General features: G+C 44.3%; 17 protein-coding genes and 3 pseudogenes. 15 read left to right on the top strand and 5 right to left on the bottom strand.

The genetic code is table 11. From position 1 onward, the window contains the following. The first annotated feature begins 29 nt into the window (after nucleotides 1–29). The 10 genes and pseudogenes from betA (at nucleotide 30) to AB4133_RS18395 (ending at nucleotide 11196) form a co-directional block, all read left to right on the top strand. Nucleotides 30–1742, top strand: a complete 1713-nt coding sequence (gene betA / locus AB4133_RS18440) for a choline dehydrogenase (protein WP_372225273.1) — start codon at nucleotides 30–32, stop codon at nucleotides 1740–1742. Between the two features lie 119 nt (nucleotides 1743–1861). Next, nucleotides 1862–2833: a choline ABC transporter substrate-binding protein gene (locus AB4133_RS18435; RefSeq protein WP_017070132.1), complete on the top strand. Its 972-nt coding sequence runs from the start codon at nucleotides 1862–1864 to the stop codon at nucleotides 2831–2833. 107 nt (nucleotides 2834–2940) lie between these two features. Continuing rightward, a complete protein-coding gene (choW, locus tag AB4133_RS18430; RefSeq protein WP_102333552.1) occupies nucleotides 2941–3783 on the top strand; it encodes a choline ABC transporter permease subunit in 843 nt (280 codons plus the stop codon). A gap of 2 nt (nucleotides 3784–3785) precedes the next feature. After that, nucleotides 3786–5000, top strand: a complete 1215-nt coding sequence (gene choV, locus AB4133_RS18425) for a choline ABC transporter ATP-binding protein (protein WP_372225271.1) — start codon at nucleotides 3786–3788, stop codon at nucleotides 4998–5000. Nucleotides 5001–5362: 362 nt separating this feature from the next. Beyond that, on the top strand, nucleotides 5363–5845 hold the full coding sequence (locus AB4133_RS18420; RefSeq protein WP_017061075.1) for a MarR family winged helix-turn-helix transcriptional regulator: 483 nt from the start codon (nucleotides 5363–5365) through the stop codon (nucleotides 5843–5845). Between the two features lie 275 nt (nucleotides 5846–6120). Continuing rightward, on the top strand, nucleotides 6121–7536 hold the full coding sequence (locus tag AB4133_RS18415; RefSeq protein ID WP_372225269.1) for a coniferyl aldehyde dehydrogenase: 1416 nt from the start codon (nucleotides 6121–6123) through the stop codon (nucleotides 7534–7536). 72 nt (nucleotides 7537–7608) lie between these two features. Next, a pseudogene (locus AB4133_RS18410) lies at nucleotides 7609–7950 on the top strand (hypothetical protein); the annotation flags it as partial. Beyond that, nucleotides 7940–8008, top strand: a pseudogene (locus AB4133_RS18405) (sel1 repeat family protein); the annotation flags it as partial. The pseudogenes AB4133_RS18410 and AB4133_RS18405, both read left to right, overlap by 11 nt. Nucleotides 8009–8100: 92 nt before the next feature. Next, nucleotides 8101–9829, top strand: a pseudogene (locus AB4133_RS18400) (arylsulfatase). 119 nt (nucleotides 9830–9948) lie between these two features. After that, the gene (locus tag AB4133_RS18395) at nucleotides 9949–11196 is read left to right on the top strand and encodes an anaerobic sulfatase maturase (protein WP_372225267.1); all 1248 of its coding nucleotides are present in this window, start codon (nucleotides 9949–9951) and stop codon (nucleotides 11194–11196) included. Nucleotides 11197–11311: 115 nt separating this feature from the next. Here the strand turns inward: AB4133_RS18395 and AB4133_RS18390 are convergent, their stop codons facing one another. After that, nucleotides 11312–11902, bottom strand: coding sequence for a TetR/AcrR family transcriptional regulator (locus AB4133_RS18390; protein ID WP_372225265.1), 591 nt, complete (start codon nucleotides 11900–11902; stop codon nucleotides 11312–11314). A 320-nt stretch (nucleotides 11903–12222) separates the two neighbouring features. Here AB4133_RS18390 and AB4133_RS18385 point away from each other — a divergent pair, with 320 nt between their 5' ends. Then, nucleotides 12223–12879: a Qnr family pentapeptide repeat protein gene (locus AB4133_RS18385; RefSeq protein WP_372225263.1), complete on the top strand. Its 657-nt coding sequence runs from the start codon at nucleotides 12223–12225 to the stop codon at nucleotides 12877–12879. 162 nt (nucleotides 12880–13041) lie between these two features. On the opposite strand, the gene AB4133_RS18380 is transcribed toward AB4133_RS18385, so the two are convergent. Next, entirely contained in the window at nucleotides 13042–13257 is a 216-nt protein-coding gene (locus tag AB4133_RS18380; RefSeq protein ID WP_029235681.1) for a hypothetical protein, read from the bottom strand. 448 nt (nucleotides 13258–13705) lie between these two features. Between AB4133_RS18380 and AB4133_RS18375 the strand changes: the two genes are divergently transcribed. The 3 genes from AB4133_RS18375 to AB4133_RS18365 all read left to right on the top strand — a co-directional run bounded on the left by AB4133_RS18375 (nucleotide 13706) and on the right by AB4133_RS18365 (nucleotide 15039). Then, nucleotides 13706–13966: a DUF5062 family protein gene (locus AB4133_RS18375; protein WP_017061084.1), complete on the top strand. Its 261-nt coding sequence runs from the start codon at nucleotides 13706–13708 to the stop codon at nucleotides 13964–13966. Nucleotides 13967–14334: 368 nt separating this feature from the next. Then, nucleotides 14335–14490 carry a DUF5993 family protein gene (locus AB4133_RS18370; protein ID WP_017061085.1) on the top strand — a complete coding sequence of 52 codons (156 nt, stop codon included), beginning with the start codon at nucleotides 14335–14337 and terminating at the stop codon, nucleotides 14488–14490. 9 nt (nucleotides 14491–14499) lie between these two features. Beyond that, nucleotides 14500–15039, top strand: coding sequence for a disulfide bond formation protein B (locus AB4133_RS18365; RefSeq protein ID WP_372130868.1), 540 nt, complete (start codon nucleotides 14500–14502; stop codon nucleotides 15037–15039). Nucleotides 15040–15151: 112 nt separating this feature from the next. On the opposite strand, the gene AB4133_RS18360 is transcribed toward AB4133_RS18365, so the two are convergent. From AB4133_RS18360 to AB4133_RS18350, 3 genes are all read right to left on the bottom strand, one after another. Continuing rightward, nucleotides 15152–15781 (bottom strand): bifunctional 4-hydroxy-2-oxoglutarate aldolase/2-dehydro-3-deoxy-phosphogluconate aldolase, encoded by a 630-nt coding sequence (locus AB4133_RS18360; protein WP_017072482.1) that lies wholly within the window; start codon nucleotides 15779–15781, stop codon nucleotides 15152–15154. A gap of 15 nt (nucleotides 15782–15796) precedes the next feature. Continuing rightward, complete coding sequence (locus AB4133_RS18355; RefSeq protein ID WP_372225260.1) at nucleotides 15797–16756, bottom strand: sugar kinase; 960 nt, start codon at nucleotides 16754–16756, stop codon at nucleotides 15797–15799. Nucleotides 16757–16869: 113 nt separating this feature from the next. Beyond that, a complete protein-coding gene (locus AB4133_RS18350; protein ID WP_372225259.1) occupies nucleotides 16870–18303 on the bottom strand; it encodes a PTS transporter subunit EIIC in 1434 nt (477 codons plus the stop codon). 260 nt (nucleotides 18304–18563) lie between these two features. Between AB4133_RS18350 and AB4133_RS18345 the strand changes: the two genes are divergently transcribed. Next, the gene (locus tag AB4133_RS18345; protein WP_004732372.1) at nucleotides 18564–19763 is read left to right on the top strand and encodes an enolase C-terminal domain-like protein; all 1200 of its coding nucleotides are present in this window, start codon (nucleotides 18564–18566) and stop codon (nucleotides 19761–19763) included. Nucleotides 19764–19897: the final 134 nt, after the last annotated feature.

Genomic DNA, 19897 nt, shown 5'->3' with positions numbered 1-19897 from the left:
CTACTGACTCATCTCAGGGAAATCAAAACATGGAACAACGCTACGATTATATTATCGTCGGCGCGGGTTCGGCCGGCTGTGTGTTAGCGGATAGGCTAACGGAAAGCGGTGAACATAGCGTTTTATTATTGGAAGCGGGTGGTACGGATAAGAGCATTTTTATCCAAATGCCGACTGCGCTTTCTTACCCGATGAATACTGAAAAGTACGCTTGGCAATTCGAGACTCAACAAGAACCGGGCCTTGATGGACGTGAACTGCATTGTCCACGCGGCAAGGTGTTGGGTGGCAGCTCATCGATCAACGGCATGGTTTACGTTCGTGGCCACGCTTGTGACTTTGACCAATGGGAAGAAGAGGGCGCAGCCGGTTGGAATTACCAATCTTGCTTGCCTTACTTCCGCCGTGCTGAATCATGGAACAAAGGCGGTGATGAATACCGTGGTGACAATGGCCCTGTCGGCACTTGTAATGGTAACGATATGGAGCTTAACCCGCTTTACCAAGCATTCATCGATGCAGGTAAAGACGCTGGTTACCCAGAAACCAACGATTACAACGGCTACCAGCAAGAAGGCTTCGGCACTATGCATATGACGGTAGACAAGGGTGTTAGAGCCTCAACCTCTAACGCTTATTTACGTCGAGCATTGAAGCGTTCAAACCTGACCTTGAAGAAAGGTATCGTGGCGCGTCGTTTCTTACTTGAAGCACAAGACTTAGAAGGTCAATCAGGCTTGAAAGCGGTTGGTGTCGAGTTTGAAAAGTCAGGCAATACCCAGGTGGCTGTGGCGAACAAAGAAGTGATCTCTTCTGCGGGTTCTATTGGCTCGGTTCAACTGCTGCAGCTTTCTGGTATCGGCCCGAAAGCCGTGCTTGAAAAGGCCGGCGTTGAAGTTAAACACGAACTAAGCGGTGTCGGTGAAAACCTTCAAGATCACCTAGAAGTGTACTTCCAATATCACTGCAACGAACCGATCACACTCAACAGCAAGCTTGGCTTGGTGAGCAAAGGCATGATTGGCGCGGAATGGATTCTGACTCGCAAAGGTCTGGGTGCTACTAACCACTTTGAATCGTGTGCGTTCATTCGCTCTCGTAAAGGATTGAAGTGGCCAAACATTCAATATCACTTCCTGCCAGCAGCGATGCGTTACGACGGACAAGCGGCCTTTGATGGTCACGGTTTCCAAGTACACGTTGGGCCTAATAAGCCAGAAAGTCGCGGTACGGTTGCGATCACTTCTGCTGATCCGCATGCCAAGCCAGAGATCATTTTCAACTACATCTCGACTGAGCAAGACCGCCAAGATTGGCGCGATTGTATTCGTCTAACGCGTGAGATTTTGTCTCAACCAGCAATGGATGCTTACCGAGGTGAAGAGATTCAGCCGGGTCTAAGTGTTACTTCCGATGAAGCAATCGACGAATGGGTTAAACAGAACGTGGAAAGTGCGTACCACCCTTCATGTGGCTGCAAAATGGGCGCTGATGATGATCCAATGGCAGTGCTTGATGAAGAGTGTCGCGTTCGCGGCATTGATAATTTACGCGTTGTCGATTCGTCTGTTTTCCCTGTTATTCCAAACGGCAACCTTAACGCCCCGACCATTATGGTGGCTGAGCGTGCTTCCGATTTGATTTTGGGTAAGCCAATGCTCAAAGAGCAGGACGTTCCAGTGTGGATTGCACCTGAATGGCAAGAGAAGCAAAGAATCAATAAACCAGTAAGAGAAGCGTAAGCCTCTGTTATTGAGATAAAAATAATAAAAAGTAACAACCAAAATTAGTCAAAAGTCAGCAAAACTGCCCTGATTAGTATGAGTTAGGGCAGAAAAAGGAAAGATAAAAAGGAATCATTATGACGACTCAACATAAACAAACCGCTACAAAAAAGGTATTAGCAACATTAGCCATCAGTTCATTTGCATTTGGTGCTAACGCTTCTATTGAACCACAGCAATGTGAAAACGTCCGCTTCGCTGATGTAGGCTGGACTGACATTACCGCAACAACCGCCGTTACTTCTGAACTATTAAAAGGCCTTGGTTACAAAACCAAAACCGACCTACTTTCAGTACCGGTGACATACTCTTCAATGGCGAACGGCGATATTGACGTATTCCTAGGCAACTGGATGCCAACCATGGAAGGCGATATTGCTAAGTACCGTGAAGAGGGCACGGTTGAAACCGTTCGTGCCAACCTTGAAGGCGCAAAATACACGCTAGCCGTACCAAAATACGTGTACGACTCAGGTGTAAAAAGCTTCGCCGACCTAGCAAAACATGCCGACAAATTTAAAGACCGCATCTATGGCATCGAGCCGGGTAACGACGGTAACCGCCTAATACAATCAATGATTGATTCAGACGCGTTTGGCTTGAAAGATTTCAGCCTAGTGGAATCAAGCGAAGCGGGCATGGTGTCGCAAGTATCTCGCGCTGCTCGTCGTAGCCAGTGGATCGTTTATCTAGGTTGGGCGCCGCACCCAATGAACAGCAATGTTGAGATGGAATACCTATCAGGTGGTGACGACTTCTTCGGCCCTAACTACGGCGGCGCGAATGTTTACACCAATGTTCGTTCAAACTACCTGTCTGAATGTGCAAACGTCGGTCAACTTCTGCAAAACCTAGAGTTCACACTAGAGATGGAAAACCAGTTGATGGAAGAGATTCTTAACCAAAAAGTGAAGCCAGAAAAAGCGGCTCAACAATGGTTGAACAATAACCCTCAACAAGTTGAAGCTTGGTTAGACAACGTAAAAACGCATAAAGGTGAATCAGCGACTCAAGCGGTTACTGAATACCTAAAACAAGTTAAAGCTTAGTTTTACCTACCTATCGTTCTATTTATCAAAGCTCTATAAATAAAAAAGGTGGGCTTGCCAATTGTCTATTGGTTTGAAGTAGCCCACCCATAATAAAAGGCAATATTGTGAATTTTATTACGGAAAACAAAATCCCTGTTGGTCAATGGATGGAAGCGGGTGTTGATTGGCTAACAATCAATGCAGCAGGACTCTTTGACGCTATTTCGATTTTTCTAGAAACCGTCATTATGTTTTTAGTCGATGTATTTAAGTGGATGCCACCGGCTTTACCAATCGTGATGACCGCGGCGATTGCATGGTATTTACACCGTAAACCCTCGCTTGTGATTTTCGTGGTTGCAGCTTTGCTGACTATTTTAAACCTTGGCTACTGGCAAGAAATGCTGGAAACCTTTGTCCTCGTGTTTGCAGCGACAACGATTTCCGTATTAATTGGCGTACCGGTTGGCATCATGGCTGCTCACCGTCCTTGGCTCTATACAGTTTTGCGTCCAATTCTTGATTTGATGCAGACAGTCCCAACTTTCGTTTATCTGATTCCAACTCTGGTTTTATTCGGTTTGGGCATCGTTCCTGGCTTAATCTCGACCATCATATTTGCCATTGCCGCGCCAATTCGTTTGACCTACTTAGGTGTCACCAAAGTGCCTGAAGAGTTGATTGAAGCGGGTAAAGCGTTTGGTGCAAGCCGCATGAAATTGCTGATGAAAGTGGAATTACCGGCGGCTTTACCAAGCATTATGGCGGGTGTAACTCAATGTATTATGTTGTCGCTTTCGATGGTGGTTATCGCCGCCCTTGTCGGAGCTGACGGACTTGGTAAACCTGTTGTTCGTGCATTGAACACAGTGAACATCTCACAAGGTTTTGAAGCCGGGTTGGCGATTGTATTAGTCGCTATCATTCTTGATCGCTTGTGCAAAACACCAAACCAGAAGGAAGCTTAATCATGTCTAACTCTCAGGAAAAAAAGACAATGGACGCGATTACCATTAAGAATCTCGATGTTGTGTTTGGTAATAAATCGAAACAAGCGCTTGAGCTACTCGACCAAGGTAAAACTCGCCAAGAGATCATTGATGAAACTGGTCAAGTTGTCGGCGTAGACAATGTGTCGCTGACGGTGGAAGAAGGCGAGATTTGTGTATTGATGGGTTTGTCTGGTTCTGGTAAATCATCTTTGCTGCGTGCAGTTAACGGTTTGAATGAGATCAGCCGTGGCTCATTAGCGATCAAAGATGGAGACAAGCTGGTTGATTTAGGTGAACAGTGCGACGAAGCGACCTTGCGTCATCTTCGTACTCACCGCGTTTCTATGGTGTTCCAAAAATTTGCCTTAATGCCTTGGTTAAACGTATTAGATAACGTGGCGTTTGGTCTAGAAATGCAAGGTGTCGCCAAAGATGTTCGTCGTGCAAAAGCGCGTGAACAATTAGAAATGGTCGGCCTAGCGGAATGGGAAACCAAATTTCCACATGAGCTTTCTGGCGGTATGCAGCAACGTGTTGGTCTAGCGCGTGCCTTTGCGATGGATACCGACATTCTTCTTATGGATGAACCGTTTTCAGCGCTTGATCCGCTGATTCGTGCGCAGTTGCAAGATGAGCTAATTTTATTGCAAAACAAGCTTAACAAAACGATTTTGTTCGTGAGTCATGATTTAGACGAAGCGCTGAAGATTGGTAATAACATTGCGATCATGGAGTCAGGCAAACTGATTCAACACGGTAAGCCTGAAGAGATCGTACTGACGCCAAAAACCGAATACGTAAAAGACTTCGTTGCTCACACCAATCCATTGAATGTGCTTAAAGGTCGTTCTTTAATGCAGCCTCTTGATTCACTGACGCAAGAGAATGAAAGCTGGAAGATCTGCGATTCTAAAGATCTCTGGATTGAACAGAATGAAGGTGATTTATCGGTGAAAGGTGAATCTACCTTGGCGCTTGTTGAGTGGAGCGAGTCTGACGACCTAACCGCGATTAACGCGTCTAGTGTGGTAGTGACAAGCCCAGAGATTGGTATGCGTGATGCGATTAAGCTTAAGCAGATCAGTAACCACCCAATTCTGTTGGTTGAAAATAATCAATTGGTAGGGATTTTGGATAACAGCGAGTTTTACAACGCGCTAACGGGTAACTTTCAGATGAATACAGCCGCGTAAAATTTCGTTTTCCAGCTTGGCGATTAGGGCTGGTTTTTTATTAGGTGGAGAGGGTTAAGTCTCTCTACCTCTATGATTATTAAAATATATTATTGTTTGAACTTGTATTCTCTGACCCACTATTTTTGACTTCATTGAAGCTTTCATTTCCCCTTCATTAAGTAAAAGTGCCGTACCACGCAAGTTTAGTGGTATAGAAAAGATTGAGAATAGTATGAACATCAGTACAATGCGGAAAAATCAATGAAGTAATTTATCAATTTACAGTGTAATTCGAGCTCACCTGACGTAAATAATCAGGACATATCATCGCTTCGACGCTGTAAAACCATTCACAGTATATTAGTACAAAGGTCTGCATCTTGGACAAACATGACGAAATCCTGGTCGCTATTCGCCAAATTATTCGCGCTATCGATTTACACTCGAAAAAGCTGAGTAAAGAGTATGGTTTGACTGGCCCTCAATTAATCTTAATGAGAGCAATCCAAGAAATGGGTAATGTGACGATCAAAGAATTGTCTAATCACACCAATGTAAGCCAAGCCACCACAACCACGATCATCGATCGCTTGGAACTGAACGGCTATGTACAACGTGTTCGCAGCTCGTCAGATCGCCGCAAAGTACACGCAAACCTGACTGAAAAAGGTCAAGAGTTGCTAAACAATGCGCCACCACCGCTGCAAGATAACTTCGTTAAAAAATTCCAAAACCTAGAGCCGTGGGAGCAAAGCTTACTGCTTTCTTCAATGCAGCGAGTATCATCAATGATGAACGCAGAAGACATCGACGCCGCTCCAGTACTTCAACTTGAAGGCATTGCAAACGTAGCCAAGAGCTAACCTTGTTTATAAATTGTTTATTTAGAACAACAACTTAAATAATTGTCAAATGGTCGCACTAAGCGGCCATTTTTGATCCTGCCATTTAAAATCTCTATTTACCCTGTGTGTTAGTTACGCTTTCTTATTTTAAATTCCCCTGACTTTTTGCCCCGTTTGTAGCCGCCTCATTGGATTGTAATCAAAACTCCATTGACGATTCTTTGACAATAAAACGCTAGACCGACCGGTCTGTTGTGTATTGTTGTGTGTTCATCTTAACCACGAGGTGATGTATGAAACACGAATTGACGCCAACACAAATGACCATGACGTTGAACAGCATGCAGCGAGCTTTTGCACAGAAACCGATGCCAGCGATATCGGAGAGAATTGAGCAGCTGCTCGCACTTAAATCTGCGCTAATCGATTACACAGATCGTTTGTGTGTAGCCGTGAGTGAGGACTATGGTCACCGCAGCCGACAAGACACTTTGATGGCTGACATATTGCCTTGTATCGGAAATATTGATCACAGCATTGAGTGTTTACCTCATTGGTCGACATCTTCGATTCGTCATTCCGGCCCATTGCTTTCAACCTCTCGTGTTGAAGTGGTTTATCAACCCAAAGGCGTCGTCGGGATTATTGCTCCGTGGAATTTCCCGATCATGTTATCCGTCGGCCCACTTATTTCGGCGCTGGCTGCGGGAAATCGCGCCATGATCAAGATGAGCGAATTTACCCCAGCGACGAACCAAGTATTAACAGCGCTATTGGCGGAAGTTTTCCATGCCGATGAGGTGTGCTTGGTTGAAGGTGAGGTAGAAATCGCAGCCGCATTTTCGGCGTTGCCGTTTGATCATCTTCTGTTTACAGGGTCAACCCAAGTGGGTCGCCAAGTGATGAAGTCAGCGGCTGATACGCTAACCCCAGTCACGCTAGAGCTGGGTGGAAAGTCGCCGGTTATCGTGGCAGAAGACATGCCGATCGATATTGCGGTAGAGCGAATTATTTATGGTAAAAGCTTAAACAACGGCCAAGTATGTGTCGCTCCAGATTACGTGCTACTCCCTGAAGATAAGCTCGAAGCCTTCATTCTGGAGTACAAAAAACAATACCAACAGCTGTTTGATGACGGGATCTACTCTGAGGGTTTAACCTCGCTCATTAACCCTCGCCAATGTGAGCGTATTGTTGGTCTGTTGAATGAAGAGCAGCAAGCTGGGACACGAATCGTTGCTTGCCATGACGAAGCGATGGACCTAGATACTCATCGATTGGTGACACATTTGATCGTTGAACCAAGCCTGTCATCCAAAGTGATGAACGAAGAAATTTTCGGCCCATTATTACCTTTGATTACGTATCGCAATGTCGAAGAGGCGTTCCAAGTCATCAATAGCAAACCAAGGCCGTTAGCACTCTACCTGATGAGCTTTGATTTGAGTTTACAGGCTCAGGTTAAGCACCAAGTTCACTCCGGTGGCATGTGTATTAATGACTGTGTTTTCCATTTAGCGGTTGATGACGCGCCGTTTGGTGGCATTGGCGAATCAGGCCAGGGCAATTATCACGGTAAAGAAGGGTTTATCACTTTCTCTCACGCTAAAACTGTGTTGGAAACAGGTTTAGATCACCGCGTTAAGCATCTGTTTTCAAAAGAAGACAACGAATTAAAAACCGCAGTGATGGGCATGCTTGGCCAGTAAATCACTGTTGGTATGACACTGTTTATTTTTCAAAAAGTTATTTTCACGAAATTATTTTAAGAGGTTACTTTTATGTTGGAACGTTTTTTTGAACGTACGATCAAATCGTATTTGATGATTACAGGTTTCTTAACAGCGACGGCATTTTCCACTTTCCTAGCGCCAGATTGGAGTATGCAGACGCTGTTCTCGTACAACGATACCATGATGGAAAACAAAGAGTACTTGCTCGGTACTTATCAACACTGGGGTGTGATGGTTGGCTGTATTGGTGTGTTGTTGATGTTCTCGGCGAAGTACAAATCGTTGCGAACCTCGACGATGATTTACAGCGCATTTGAGAAGTCGATGTTCGTTGGCATCTTCTTATACAACGTGTGTATCAACGATTATGAGTGGTTCTATGGCTGGAGCTCAAGAGTATGACCCTGCGCTCGACTTATTACATTGGATGTCGCAAGCCGCGCATTAATTCAAATCTTAACTCAGGTTAATCACAGAAAAAGTTATTCGCAGAAAAGTTAATTACTGAAAAAGTTAATCACAGAAATTGGAGAACGTCTTATGCAGACATTCAAGAAATCGTTAGTCTTCACTGCAATGGCCGCGGCAAGCAGTGCTGCTCTTGCGGCTGAATCAGAAAAGCCGAATATTGTTGTTATTGTTGGCGATGATGTGGGCTTTGCCGATACACAGCCTTATGGATCAGAAGCGGATACCCCAAACCTGATGGCGCTGGCTGAAGAGGGGGTTAAGTTTACTAACTTTCACGCGTCACCAACCTCATCGGTAACGCGCTCTATGATGCTAACCGGAGCAAACAGTCACGAGGTTGGGCTAGGCACCTTTGATTATGCCGTCTATCCGGGCGCTATTGGTAAGCCGGGTTATGAAGGTTACCTCACCAAGAAAGGGGTTACGGTCGCCACGTTGCTTGAAGAGAGCGGCTATAACACTTACCTCTCTGGTAAATGGCATTTGGGGCACGAGGATGGATTCTTACCGTATGATCTACGGTATTTTAGCGGGCGGTTCGAATCACTTTAACCGAGATATGATGTTCCCAGCCAAAAACGCTGCGACAGCGGATGCGCTGCAAAAAGGCGATATTCCCGGTGTTGAAGTTGAGCCAACTTACCGCAACGGTGAAGTGGTTGAGGATAAATACAAAGGCGAATACTCAGACCAAGTTTACACCAACGAGATCATCAAGATGATCGACAGCAAAAAAGACGACGGCAAGCCTTTCTTCGCTTACGTCCCATTCACCGGTATTCACCTGCCACTGCAAGCGCCTGAGTCTGCCTATCAAGATAAAGTCGATTACTACGTTGAACATGGTTGGGACTCGGTTCGAGAAGATCGTTTCCAACGCATGAAAGAGATGGGCGTGATTCCTAAAGAGGCTGATATCTCAGGACGTAATTCATTAAGCCGCCCTTGGGACTCGCTTTCTGAGAAAGAACAAAAGTGGTACGGCAAGAAAATGGCTGTCGCAATGGGCATGATGGAGATGCAGGACCAACAAGTCGGTCAGATAGTCGATTATCTGAAAGAAATCGGGGAATACGATAATACCTACATCATGTATCTAGCGGATAACGGCCCAGAAGCGGCGGATATTACCGGTGAAAACATCAGTGACCTGATCCGAACGTGGACCGCTCATCATTTCGATAATTCGACCGAAAACTTAGGTAAGGCGAACTCCAGTGTGTCACTTGGTCCTGAGTGGGCAAGCGCTTCAACCGGCGGCCTATCTTGGTACAAAGCTTACACAGCAGAGGGCGGCATCCGTGTGCCGTTTATCGTTAAGCCAGCCAAAGCGCTTTTAGAAGGTGAAGATGCGTTGCAACCGGGAACTCAAACAGACGACTTATCACAAGTGAAAGACATTGCAGCCACGATTCTTGAAATTGCAGAGGTAGAGCATCCAGGAACGGAATATCAAGGTCGAGAAGTCGCGCCGATGAGTGGTGTGAGCTTGTTGCCTTACTTCAAAGGTGAAACGGCAGAGGTGCACAGTGCCGATAATGCGATTCCATTTGAATTGTTTGGTAGCGGGATTTTGCTAAAAGGTGATTACAAGATCATTCGAATCTCTACCGGTATGGGCGGTGACAGTGAATGGCACTTATACAACACCAAGAAAGACCCTGCTGAGCAACATGACTTGAGAAATCAAATGCCAGATCTGTTCCTTGAAATGGTCGCTGAATATCAAGAGTACGAAAAAGCGCAAAACATCGTCCCGGTTGACGAAGCGTGGAATCCGTTTGAAAACGTGAAATAGAGGAAATGAACCACTCGGCCAACCTAATGCCATTAAGCTTGGTTGGTCGATGAACACCGTGTAAAGGAATTACGAATTGTTTTGGCTAATACAATAACTTTTACATCGAGGCACTCTTCATGACGACATTATCGCTATCAAACTTGAGTTCAATTCCACAGTTCAATGGCAAAGCACACAGCAAGCTTCAAGCGCTAGCAAAACCGATTGGGGCGGTGTGTAATATCAGCTTCACCTACTGCTATTACTTAGAAAAACAGCAGCTGCTTGAATACCCAAAAGGCTCTCAATATACGATGGATGAAGTCCTGTTAGAGCGTTATATCAAACAGTACATAGAGGGGCAGAACACGCCTGAAATCATCTTTTCTTGGCATGGTGGAGAGCCTACTTTGTTGGGGCTTGAGTACTTTCAAAAGGTCGTCGAGCTGCAGAAAAAATATTGTCCTAGCTACAGTAAGATCAGCAATGACCTTCAAACCAACGGCATCTTACTGAATGATGCGTGGTGTGAGTTCTTCAAGAACAATGACTTTATCATTGGCGTGAGTATTGATGGACCAGAGCACCTACATAATCACTACCGAACTAACCGTGCAGGCAAAGGCACTTTTTCTCAAACAATGCGTGGCATTCGCTACTTGAAACAACATAACGTCGAGTTCGCGACTCTAAGCTGCGTGAATGATGTGACAGGTAAGTATCCATTAGAGGTCTATCGCTTTCTACGCGATGAAGTGGGTTCGAAGCAATTGCAGTTTATTCCTGTCGTCGATAAGCGCGAAGCTCATACCAACAATAAATGGTTGAGCAACCAACAAGCGATCATTCCTGTATCAGGTGAGGTTGAACCGTGGAGTGTCGGCTCTGCGCAATGGGGAGAGTTCCTCACTACCATTTTTGACGAATGGTTCGAGCATGATTTTGGTCGGGTATTAGTGCCGTACTTTGAAAATTTTGTCGGCGTATGGATGGGCAGAGAAAGCACCATGTGTACCTTGAGTGAGATCTGCGGCAAAGGGTTAGCAGTTGAGCCCAATGGCGATGTGTACTCATGTGATCATTATGTCTTTCCTGAATTTCAGCTGGGTAATATTCAGGAACAAGCACTTTCAACTTTAGCCTTTTCGCCAAAGCAGCAGCGTTTTGGGTTCGCCAAACAAAAGTCTCTGCCGAAACAATGCCAAGCCTGTGAGTTTAAATTTGCATGTCATGGCGAATGCCCCAAAAACCGTATCATCACAAGCCGAGATGGTGAAGCGGGGTTAAATTATCTCTGTGAAGGTTGGCTGAGCTTCTTCAAGCATGTCGACCCGGTTATTAAGGGTTTACTCAAAGCCAATAATATTGCGTCTCGTCTGGGGTAATGGAGTAGGCGTGAATGGATTCAATCAAGATTTAAAGTTAGATAAAAGGCTCACTAAATTGTGCGAGCCTTTTGGTATTTGGTATTTGGTATTTGGCTTCTGGTTACGGGGGTATTTAGTCAGCCGATTCTTGTGCCGAGATCATGGCAAGAATGGTCTCATCCATGGCATTGTTTAGAATCGAACGGTTACGCTGCATGGCGGCCATGAGCGTTGAGCCAAGCCATAAACCATAAAGCGTTCGAGATAGCGATTCTGGCTCTGCGATAGTGAAATCACCGGCCTCATTGCCTTCTTCAAACAGCTTCGCCATACGCAGGATGATCTTTTCCGCGCCTTCAGCCATGGTCGATTGCAACGGGTTTTCAGATCCAGCTACTTCTCCCGCCAGTTTTACGACAAGACATTGGATATTGAAGTCTTCAGTCAGTTTCGATGCACACCAAAACTCGAAATAGGCTTTAACGCGATCACGACGAGAAAGCGATTCATCACTTAAAAAGTCATCCAGCTTAGCGAGATGCTCATCAAAGTAGTTAGTAAGAAGGATCTCACCAAAGTGCTCTTTGGATTTAAAGTAGTGGTAAAAAGAACCCTTCGTGCCTTCCGCTTGGTTGATGATCTTCATCAGGCCAACACCAGCAAACCCGTGTTCATTAATAAGGCTAAATCCTGCATCGAGCATAGCTTGTCGCATGTCTTTCATTGTTCTTACTCTTTATGCTGAGAATGAGGAATAGTGTAACGAGCAACATACCAACCGTCCAGTCTAGCGCGTTAGGACGCGGTCAATAATTGACTCGTTTCGTCAAAGTAACTTTTTCTCTTATTGGTACTTCTAAGCGACAAAACTTTTTTCAAGATAAGCACATCCTATAAATCGAAAATAACAACCTTAAAGGGCCTGTTTGGTGCCTTAAAATGGCTAAATTTGGGTGTTTTAAGTTGCTGTTTTTGTTCGTTTTTAATTTGGTGTTTTCTTAAGATCGCAATGGTAGTCTTAGCTTAATTTCTTTAGGGGGCTAAATGGACACCAATAACAGCACTTATCATCACCACAATTTTGCTCAGCAAGACTTATCAGAGCTTACATTTACAGCCTGTACGTTTATCCGTTGTGATTTCAGACGTTCGAACTTACGTGATGCAACGTTTATTAACTGTAAGTTTATCGAACAAGGCTATATTGAGGGATGCCACTTCGATGTTGCAGATTTGCGTGATGCAAGTTTTCAGAACTGTCAGTTGGCGATGGCGAATTTTAGTAATACGAATTGCTATGGTATTGAGTTACGTGATTGTGACCTGAAAGGGGCGAACTTTACTCGTGCGAATTTTGCCAATCAGGTAAGCAATAGAATGTACTTTTGCTCTGCGTATATTACGGGCTGTAATCTGTCATACGCCAATTTTGAACAAGCTTGTTTAGAGAAGTGTGAGCTGTTTGAGAACCGTTGGATAGGCACTTACCTTGGCGGTGCGTCACTGAAAGAGTCTGATCTCAGCCGAGGTGTGTTCTCGGAAGATGTATGGGGGCAATTCAGTATGCAAGGTGCTAATTTATGCCATGCTGAATTAGAAGGGTTAGATCCTCGCAAGGTAGACACATCGGGGATTAAAATCGTTGCTTGGCAGCAAGAGCAACTGCTTGAAACCATGGGTATTGTGGTGATGCCTGATTGATAGCTGTAATTTCTAACTACAGGCTATTTGGAATATGTAAGAATTCGCTATAGAAGAAAAGCCCAAAGCTAATAACTTTGGGCTTTTCCGTATTTGGTAACCAGCATTTTATAATGAATTTTTAAAAAGAGAATGCTTGGTGATAGAGAACTGATTGGTTGATTAATGCATGCCTGAGCGCATTTTGTCGGCGAGCGCAAAGAAGACAAAAACGACGAAACAGACTAGAGCAGCACACAGTGAAGTTAAGATGGTTGTGGCGTCTTTTGAAATCAATGGAATTGTGATAGAAGCTAGCGCTATCAACATAACAAGGATATGAACAATTCGACCCGGAATTGGATTTTTATGACAGAATGAAGCCCAGAGGTAACGCATTTTCAACACCAGTATAAAATTAGTGGTTTTATTCTATTTTCTTAGTGAGTATTTTGTAAATAACAATTGGTTACAATTGGTTGTAAATATGATCTAAGTCGAATTAGTATTAAACCAGTTAAATAACAGCAGTTTATTGATCTTTTATTGAATTTTAACTTTCAAAATGAACATCATAATATTCCGTATTCTTTGGAATGCTAAGTCAAATATTATTCGAATTTTTGTTTTTTGACTTAAGATCTCATTTATTGAGTGTTCTGTTAAGAGACCGTTTGCGTACAGGTATTGGTGGCGTAACTATCAAGCGAATTAGAGTCATCCTAGAGCCTGTTATTCGTTTTATGTTATTTATCAAAGTGACTCCTCAAATTGAGAGCGAAGTAATCTTGTGAATTTTTCGGTTTGATATACTCAATATTCATTCGATAAAGATGATGGAGATGATATGTCGAAAACCGCGAAGATCATTAATGAAGATAAGCTGGTAAAAAAAGCAGTTGAAGTCGGTTTTAAGATGGCTAAGCTACAAGGTTTTGATTTGCCAAATTCATCCCAACCGATAAAGGTTAAAGCGGTGTACTTGTTCCTTGTTGAAGTCAATCAGATCACACCGTTACCGGACGATAAGCTTGATGGCGCGAACATCAAGAAGCGTTTAGCACTCTGGCTTCATAAGGCACTGCCGGACAATGACCCGCTGAAGTAAACTTGTATTACCTCATTTTTTATATTTGAAACCTAGCGATTTTTCGCTGGGTTTTTTGCTTTATGGAGCAGTAAAAATAGCCTCTTGATATCTCCTAAGCCTAACTTCATTCACAGATTCGCCAACCTTACCTGCCCATCAACATTAATGCGCATCATCGGTTCATTAGTTGCCTCAACGTATTTGTGAGCATTAAGTACGAGGCTCCAAACTTGACCGCTTGGATCTTACTAACAACTATTAAGTTGATGATTTTCAATTCGTAATCCATCGATTTACCGAAGTTGAATGATTAAGAGCATCGGTGTGGATATTCATTATGACGTTTAGTCTGACTGAACAGAATAAATAGAAAGGAAATTCCTCTTATGATGTCTTTACTGTTTTTGTTGTTACTTGTGGCGATGCTATGCGCGTTTTTCGATAAGAAGACCGCTGCTTATGGCTTTTTTGCTAGCTCAGTGATCCTAGGTTTGTATTGGTTTAACCATCATGCCACCGACCCACTATCGATCTTATTGTAAGGAGTTAGCATGAATCGAAATCAGTTAACTCTCTTGAATACACTAGGCTTGCTGGGTATGACAGCCGTTTTGTTGATCGGCTTTATTCTTCAGTTTGTTCTTAATGAGTTGCCTTGTCCGTTATGCTTATTACAACGTATTGGCTTTGTGATGGTGGTGTTTGGCTTCATGTTGAATGTGGTTTATGGGCCTCAATCTCGCCACTATGGCATCGTCCTAATTGGTGCTTTATATGGTGTTGCAACCTCCCTAAGACAGGTCTCATTACATGTGATTCCCGGAACTCCGGGTTATGGTAGCCCCATCCTCGGGATGCATTACTATACGTGGGCTTTTGTTTTGTTCACGGCCACTATCTTTGCGGTTGCTGTGATCTTGATACTAACGAATAAGACAGAGACTCAAGAACCATACAAAATGAGCAATCTAGGGCGTATTGCGTGCTTACTGGCAATCGTTGTGGTTGCGCTCAATGCCATTGCTACGTTTACTGAGTGTGGGCCTTATCAATGTCCTGATAACCCAGTGAGTTATTGGTTGCTCAATTAACCGACTCATTAGAGTTAGCAGCGAAAACAAAAGCCACAGCATGTGCTGTGGCTTTGTTGCTATGGAATCAAGGGAGTTTGTCCTTTCTAGAACGTTTTCGACTAGCTTTCGACTAGCGATTCACTTGCTCAACAACCTCGCGTGTTAGGCGCGCGATCTCGTCCCACTTACCGTTTTCAACCAGCTTCTTGTCGACCATCCATGTACCACCGCAGGCTAATACTTGAGGCACTGCTAAGTAGTTATCGATGTTTGATGGCGTAATGCCGCCTGTAGGCATGAGTCGAATATCGCCGTATGGGCCAACGAGCGATTTAACCATGCTGATCCCACCAGATGCTTCTGCTGGGAAGAACTTCAAGGTTGTTAAGCCCATCTCTAATGCCGCTTCAACGGTGCTTGGATTGTTCACACCTGGAATGATATCGATGCCGATCTCTTGGCATGCTTTAACTGTGTTCGGATTAAAGCCCGGTGAAACCACAAACGTTGCGCCCGCTTCTTTTGCTGCGAGTGCTTGCTCACGGTTCAAGATGGTGCCCGCGCCGATCAGCATGTCAGGCTGAGCTTCTCGAAGCAGTCGGATAGCTTCAACAGCGGCGTCTGAACGGAACGTAATTTCAGCGGCGGGAAGCCCATTCTCAGCCAATACTTTGCCTAGAGGGATAATATCCTCTGCGTTATCAATGGCGATAACAGGGATAACTTTAAGTGCGTTTAGCTGTTCGTTAATTGTAGACATGTGTACTTCTTAATATCAGTTTGAAAGAGTGTCGGTGATGGATTTTGGGATGATTGCGCCGTGATGTTGAATCACCAATCTGGCTAATGCATTACCTTGATGGCAGGCTTCTTCAATAGAACCTCCAGCGAGATAGCAAGATAAGAAACCGCCGTTAAAAGAGTCGCCAGCAGAGGTGCTATCAACCACAGTCTCGACAGGTGTCGTTGTGATTTTTACTGGCTCATTTGCGGGGTTTTCGCTGATCAAGCAGCCTTCAGCACCAAGCTTGACAACAACGGTTTTGACACCGAGCGTATGCAGCCTTGTTATGGTGTCTTGTGGCGTCCACAACAGTTGTTCATCATCGAATGTGACTAGGGCTATATCGGTCGTTTTATAGCCTAATAGATAGCATTCTTTAGTTGCGGCCTCTGAGCTCCACAACTTTGGTCGATAGTTACTATCAAAGGCGATGGTAACGCCATGTTCACGTAGGCCTTCGATGATAGTGAGTAACTTTAACTGATCGCTGTGTGGCAATATCGCGAGGGAAATACCACTCAGAAACACCATATCAACATCGTGAAGTTGGTTGGCTATCTTATCGAAATCGGGGTGCTGTACCATGTAGCGAGCCGCCGAATCGTTGCGCCAGTATAGGAAGGTGCGCTCACCAACATCGTCGAGTTGAATGAGATAGAGCCCGGGTGAACGCTGCTCGTCAATAAGCACGAATTCGGTTGATAGTCCTTCATCTTGCCATCGGTTAAGCATCTCTTGGCTGATAGCGTCAGAGCCAAGCGCCGAGACATAGCTAGTTCGCATCGCTGGATTCGCAGTGTTATTGCAGTTCATGGGGTTGCTAACCGCAGCGCTGCGGTTCAAGTAGATTGCCGCGTTTAATGTGTCTCCACCATAGCTTTGATGCATGTCGCCAAATGGAGCCCCATTCAGTTCAATCATGCACTCACCGATGATTGCGATGTGGGTCATAATATAGCCTTAGAAAGGAAAGGTTGGGTTTGTTCGTATTGAGGAAAGCATGACCATAATGAGATATGGTCATGCTTTTTCGATTCTAATCTTACGGGAGTGAGACTAGCCGATTACTTGTTGTCTAGTTTTACGAACAACATCGTTAGGACGAAAGACAGTGCAAATACACCCACCACGCCCATCAGTGCTTGAATGAAGTTTTGCGTACCGCCTGCAAGGTAAGCTGGCAAGCTGAATACAGAAGAAAGAATGTAGCTTGTTAAGTGCGTATCGATTGTTACCGAGATAGCACCGAACACGCCTGCAGCCAAGCTCGCGGTCATCATCGCTTTGGTGTATTTCGTGAGTACACCAAATAGAGCCGGTTCCGTGATGCCTAAGATAGCGGTAACACTTGAGCCCATTGTGATTGAAGATTGCTCTTTAGAAACCGTTTTACGTTGCTTGTGCCAGATAGCCATTGTCGCGCCAGCAATTGCCATGTTACCCAAACACATGATTGGCATAAGTAGATCCTTACCATACAGTGCAAAGTTGTTCAGGCTGATTGGCGTCATGCTGTGGTGGATACCAAATACGATGGTGATCGGGCGAGTTAGACCAAACACAAAGCCTGTTAACGTCGGAGAGATTTCCAGTAGTGAGCTCATCACCCAACCTGCGCCATTACTTAGCCAGATACCAGCAGGGCCAACAAATGATAGCGTGATGGTCGAAGTTACCGTAAAGGCAAGCAGTGGTGTAAATACAGGCTTCGCAGAAGAAGGAACTAGGCGGTCAACTAACGGAGTCACTTTAGACAATAACCAGATTGCTAGAATCGCAGGAACAATCGCGCCGCCGTAGTTGAGCAGCTCAATAGGAACCACGCCAAGAACCGTCAGCTCAGGTGCAGCGCCTGCGTCTTTTAGCATTGTTGCTTTATCAACAAGCAGAGGCGCTAGCATTGCTGAAGAGACAGCAAGCGCAATGTATTCGTTTACTTTGAATACCTTAGCAGCAGAGAAAGAAACCAGCATAGGTAAGAAGAAGAACACAGCAACAGAGATCGAGCGGAAGAAATAAACTGTGTCTGAGGTTTCAGAGATAACATTGGTTGCAATAAGACCAGACAACAGGCCCATCAACATACCCGCGCCAGCGATTGCGGGTACAACCGGACCAAAGATGCCTGCGACAATACGCATCACGCCTTGGAACAGCTTGCCTTTCTCTAGCTCATCAGCAGGAGCTGCGTCAGCTTGTTGAGTGTTTGATAGCGCGTTGAACCACTTCTCGACCTCAACACCGATGATGACTTGAGTTTGGCCTTGTTGAAGTACCACACCTTTCACATCTGCGATCTGCTTGATTGCTTCTTCGTCTACCAGCGACTCGTCTGCTAATTTGAATCTCAGCCTTGTCATACAGTGCGTGATACTCACGATATTGTCTTCACCACCAAGTGCAGTGATTAATAACTGTATATTTTCTTTGAAATTTTTCTTCTTCGATGATGACTTCGAGTTATTAATAACGGCATCACTTTTTTCTACCATTTGCATACTACACCTGTTATTGGAATATATTTAACTCGAGCAATCATAACGACAACCAATTTAAATCCAACGGAGTAAAAAGAGATCTCAATCACACTTAAAATCCGAACAATTATTTTTTCACCGTTTTTGGCCAATTGGTATGTTTTGGTTATCAAAAAAAATCACTTAACGTACCAATTATTTTTACGCAAAATTAGCGCTTGAAATGTGGTTTTTAAAGCGGTTAGATAATAGGAGTTGACTTAAGTTTAGGTTATTTAATTGTGAAAGAAACTATTATATCTGATATCCATTGTATTATTACTAAACCAGACAGACACAACCTCATTACCGTGGTAGTTGAAACGAATGAAGGCGTGACAGGGTTTGGTTGTGCGACATTCCAACAAAGACCGCTTGCTGTAAAAACAATGGTCGATGAATATTTAAAACCTATTCTTATTGGTAAAAACGCCAATAATATTGAAGACTTATGGCAAATGATGATGGTCAACGCTTATTGGCGAAATGGCCCTGTTATCAATAATGCAATTTCCGGTGTTGATATGGCACTGTGGGATATTAAAGCCAAATTGGCGGGTATGCCGTTACACCAGTTATTTGGTGGTAAGTCTCGTGATGCTATTCCTGTATACACACACGCGACGAGCGACACGATGGAAGGGATTTATGAGCTGGTGGAATCTTTCCTAGACAAAGGCTACAAGCACATTCGTTGTCAGCTTGGTTTCTATGGCGGCGTTCCAACGGATTTGCATACCACTCAAAACCCGACTGAAGGTTCGTACTACGACCAAGATCAGTACATGGACAATACTCTAACGATGTTTAAGTCGCTGAGAGAGAAATATGGTAACCAATTCCATATTCTTCATGATGTTCATGAGCGCCTATTCCCGAACCAAGCGATACAATTTGCGAAGGAAGTCGAGCAATATAAGCCGTATTTCATTGAAGATATTCTGCCGCCAAATCAAACGGAATGGTTGGATAATATTCGCAGCCAGAGCTCAGTTTCATTAGGTTTAGGGGAGTTATTTAATAACCCTGAAGAGTGGAAATCATTGATTGCTAACCGCCGCATTGATTTCATTCGTTGCCATGTTTCACAGATTGGTGGTATTACCCCAGCTCTGAAACTCGGCCATCTATGTCAGAACTTCGGTGTTCGTATTGCATGGCATTGCCCGCCAGATATGACGCCAATTGGCGCAGCGGTAAACACGCATTTGAATGTGCATTTACACAATGCTGCCATTCAAGAACATGTCGAGTACAACGAGAATACACACAAGGTATTCCCGAACGCTGCAGAGCCAATTAATGGCTACTTATACGCTTCTGAAATCGCAGGTATTGGTGTTGAAATCGACCGAGAGGTTGCAGCCGAGTTCCCTGTTATGTATCGCCCCCACGAGTGGACTCAAAGTCGCCTTCCTGATGGCGCGATTCATACCCCTTAACTCGTATTTTTAATATCAAATGGTCGCTATAAGCGGCCATTTTCTTATTTAATATACTTACCAGATATTACGTATTATCTGGTAAGTATATTTCTAGTATCATTAAATTAATAATATTAGATGTGAAATAATAT

It is taken from the genome of Vibrio sp. 10N.286.52.F8, from assembly GCF_041468745.1.
Classification (GTDB): domain Bacteria; phylum Pseudomonadota; class Gammaproteobacteria; order Enterobacterales; family Vibrionaceae; genus Vibrio; species Vibrio crassostreae_C.
The sequence above is the reverse complement of the archived record's forward strand: the minus strand, read 5'-3'. Positions and strand labels throughout refer to the sequence as shown.